Annotated in this window: 3 protein-coding genes and 1 pseudogene; all 4 read left to right on the top strand. The window is 67.5% G+C overall.

What is annotated here, in order from left to right; translation table 11 throughout:
• Positions 1–1314: pseudogene (locus RIC54_RS19770) on the top strand (conjugal transfer protein TrbE); the annotation flags it as partial.
• Positions 1311–2114, top strand: coding sequence for a hypothetical protein (locus RIC54_RS19765; RefSeq protein WP_350098825.1), 804 nt, complete (start codon positions 1311–1313; stop codon positions 2112–2114). The pseudogene RIC54_RS19770 and the gene RIC54_RS19765, both read left to right, overlap by 4 nt.
• On the top strand, positions 2111–2851 hold the full coding sequence (locus tag RIC54_RS19760; RefSeq protein WP_350098827.1) for a hypothetical protein: 741 nt from the start codon (positions 2111–2113) through the stop codon (positions 2849–2851). The genes RIC54_RS19765 and RIC54_RS19760 overlap by 4 nt, the downstream gene beginning before the upstream one ends.
• Positions 2851–3080: hypothetical protein (locus RIC54_RS19755; protein WP_350151355.1), on the top strand; the 230-nt coding region annotated here is incomplete at its 3' end. The genes RIC54_RS19760 and RIC54_RS19755, both read left to right, overlap by 1 nt.

The raw sequence follows: 3080 nt of genomic DNA, 5'->3' as shown, positions 1-3080 counted from the left end.
ATGATCCCCGGCAACGTACGCGCCAATGTCCGCCGGCCGATCCTCAGCACGCTGAACACCGCGCACTTCCTGCCGCTCAGCGCCGCCTGGACCGGACCGGAGCATGTCGACACCGGCATGCTCTCAGGGCCGCCCCTCTTTCACGGGACGGCGCAGGGCAACACCATCTTCCGGGCGACGCTGGCCGAAGGTGACGTCCGCCACGTGCTCGTGATCGGCAGCACCGGCGGCGGCAAATCGGTCCTCCTCGCGTTCCTGGGATTCCAGTTCGCCCGCTATCACACGCCCCTGCGGCCCTCGCAGGTCTATGTCATCGAATCGGGTCGGGCGGGCTATGTCGCGACCCTGGCGGCGGGCGGGGTTCACTACCATTTCGGCGATCCGGATTTCGGCCTGTCGCTGCAACCCCTTCGTGACCTCGACACGCCGGCCGACGCCGAGTGGGCCCATGGCTGGCTGATGTCCGTTCTTCAGCTGCAGGGCCTCCGTCTCGACCCGCACCACCAGCGCGAGCTCTGGGGCGCCGTCGACGCGCTGGCGGCCCAGCCGGTGCATCTGCGGACCATCACAACCCTGGTCAGGCTTGTTCAGGACCGGGCGATCAAGGCGGCGCTGGAGCCCTACGCCGAGGGTGGGCCGTATGCACCCTACCTCGACGGCCACGATGCACCACCGCCGGGTCCGCGCGCGACCTTCGAGATCGGCGACATCGTCGACCAGCCGGTCGCCAAGCCGCTCCTTCTCGCACTCTTCTGGCACCTCGAGCGGCAGTTCCAGGAAGCGGTACCCACCCTGCTCCAGGTCGACGAGGCCTGGCTGGCGCTCGACGACCCTGTCCTGACGCCGCGGCTGCGCTCCTGGCTCGTCACGCTTCGCAAGAAGAATGTCGGGATCGTGCTCGCGACGCAGACCATCAACGACGTCGTCCAGTCGGACATCGCGCAGCAGGTCCTGTCTTCCTGCCCTACCAGGATCTATCTGCCGAACCCGGGTGCCGCCACACCGGAGGTGCGCGTCCAGTACGCAGCACTCGGCCTGACCGACCGTCAGATCGAGCTCGTCGCGGCCTCGACTCCCAAGCGCCACTACTACCTCACCAGCCCGAGCGGTTCGCGTCTCTTCGACCTCGAGCTCGGCGAGATCGCGCTGGCGTTCTGCGCCGCCGGTCACAAGGCCGACCTCGACGCCGCCAGGAACCTCGTGAACCGGTATCCGGCCGGTCCCGCCTTCGCCGAGGCATGGCTCCGGCACAAGGGTCTCGATGAGGCGGCCGACGCGTTGGCCGAGGCGACGCAGGGGGGGATCGCGACATGAGGCGACACCGCACCTTCGCCCTGGTGCTGGCGGCCGCCGCGCTCGGCGGGGGCGGCTCCCCGACGGCACTTGCCGACGCCTCCGGCGAGCACAGCTGCTCGCGGATCTTCCCGACCATCTACCTGGTCGCCGATCAGCGCCCGGCGCTCGATGTCGTCGACATCTATCTCAGCGATGCCTGCCCTGGGCGGGTTCATGACTGGACTGCCGCCCAACGGCTGACCGCCGATACGATCCAGCAGGTCGGCACGAAAGCCCTGACGTCCCTCAGGCCCGTGTGCGGGAAGCTGAACACGCGCTGCACAAACGGTTGGCCGGACGAGGATTGTGTCCGCATCCCGCCGGCGTTTGTCGAGCCGATGGCGAGTGCTGCCTGCCCTCCGCGCGAATTCCCGATCGTGAGAACGCCTGCGCAATCGGCGGGTGGCGTCCTGCGCCTCCCGAACGCCGACAGCGACGGAAACGTCACCGACTGCCGGGCACCTGTCGTCTCCGTGGACGCACAGGGTCGCCGCACCATCGCGGGTCTCCGCCTCGCCGGCTGCTCGGCCTCGATCCGCAATCCGTCCGCCCGATCGGTCTACACTTTCGGCGGCAGCGCTCTTCTCTTCAGCGACGGCTTCTTCGACGCCAAGAGCTTTGCAGCCCCCCACGTCGCCTCGCGCCTGCAGGGCACGGCGGATGCGGCCGGTCGCGTCCACGGGATGGGGTTCCCCCTCTCCGATCTCCTTCGGCACTGGACGTACGCCTACCGCGTCCGGATCGACCTTCCGAGCCAGCTTTCAGGGGTCGAGCGATGATCATATTCACGACGTCCGCGGACCGGCGCACCCTGCTCGCGCGGATTCTTGGCTGCGCCACGGCGCTCGCCGCTTGCCGGCCGAAACCGTCGACAGCCCTCGTCGTCTACGACCCGGCCAACCACGCCGAGAACCTCATCCAGACCGCCCAGTCGCTCTACGCCGAGATCCAACGCGAGATCACCAACCAGGCGGTGAGGTTTACCGCCCAGGCGGACCAATTGAACCTCTTGCCGCTCGATCCGGCGGCTCGGGCCGCCGTTCAGCCGGACATGCAGTCGATCGACCAGGCGATCATCGACCTGCGCCAGGTGCAGCAGACTTCGCAGGGTATGAACGGGCTGTTCAACCGCCTCCGAAACCTCGCCTCCTCCATCACGAACGGCGGTGATATCGACGACTACATCCAGTTGATCGACGAGATCCGGCGGACGCTGAACCGCGACGTCGCGGGCGTGTCGTCGGCCTTCATCTCCATGTCGTCCGCCAACGCCCAGCTCAATGCGATCCTGGCCCGGTCGGCCGTCGCCGTCGGCGCCATGCAGGCGCAACAGGTCAGCCACCAGCTCCAGTCCATGCAGGTGCGGGAAGCGATGCTGCAGCGCTACCTGCAGGCGCTCGAGCTGCAGCGCACGGCCATCAACCAGGAGCTGGACGAGGCGCGCGGGCGGGCAATCGAGGAGGAGATGAGGCGGCAGTTCAAAGCGCTGATCGACGCCGGCAGGAGCCGCAGGTGATGCAAGGCATCGATCTCGCACTCGACCGCGTTACCGGCATCATCGACCTGGCCTACGACCGGCTGCTGCCGCACGCCCAGACGCTGCTGTTCTACACGATCGTCATCGAGATCGTGCTGCTGTTCCTGCTGTACGCTTTCGGCCGCCAGGAAACGATCGCCGACCTGATCAAGAAGATGGTGGTGATCAGCCTCTTCGTCTGGCTCATCCGGGACTGGCAGCAGCTGAT

It is taken from the genome of Thalassobaculum sp. (assembly GCF_040219215.1).
Classification (GTDB): Bacteria; Pseudomonadota; Alphaproteobacteria; order Thalassobaculales; family Thalassobaculaceae; genus Thalassobaculum_A.
The sequence above is the reverse complement of the archived record's forward strand: the minus strand, read 5'-3'. Positions and strand labels throughout refer to the sequence as shown.

Coding starts and splice junctions, on each gene's coding strand:
- RIC54_RS19760 (WP_350098827.1), top strand. CDS start 2,111: ATGATCATATTCACGACGTCCGCGGACCGGCGCACCCTGCTCGCGCGG.
- RIC54_RS19765 (WP_350098825.1), top strand. CDS start 1,311: ATGAGGCGACACCGCACCTTCGCCCTGGTGCTGGCGGCCGCCGCGCTC.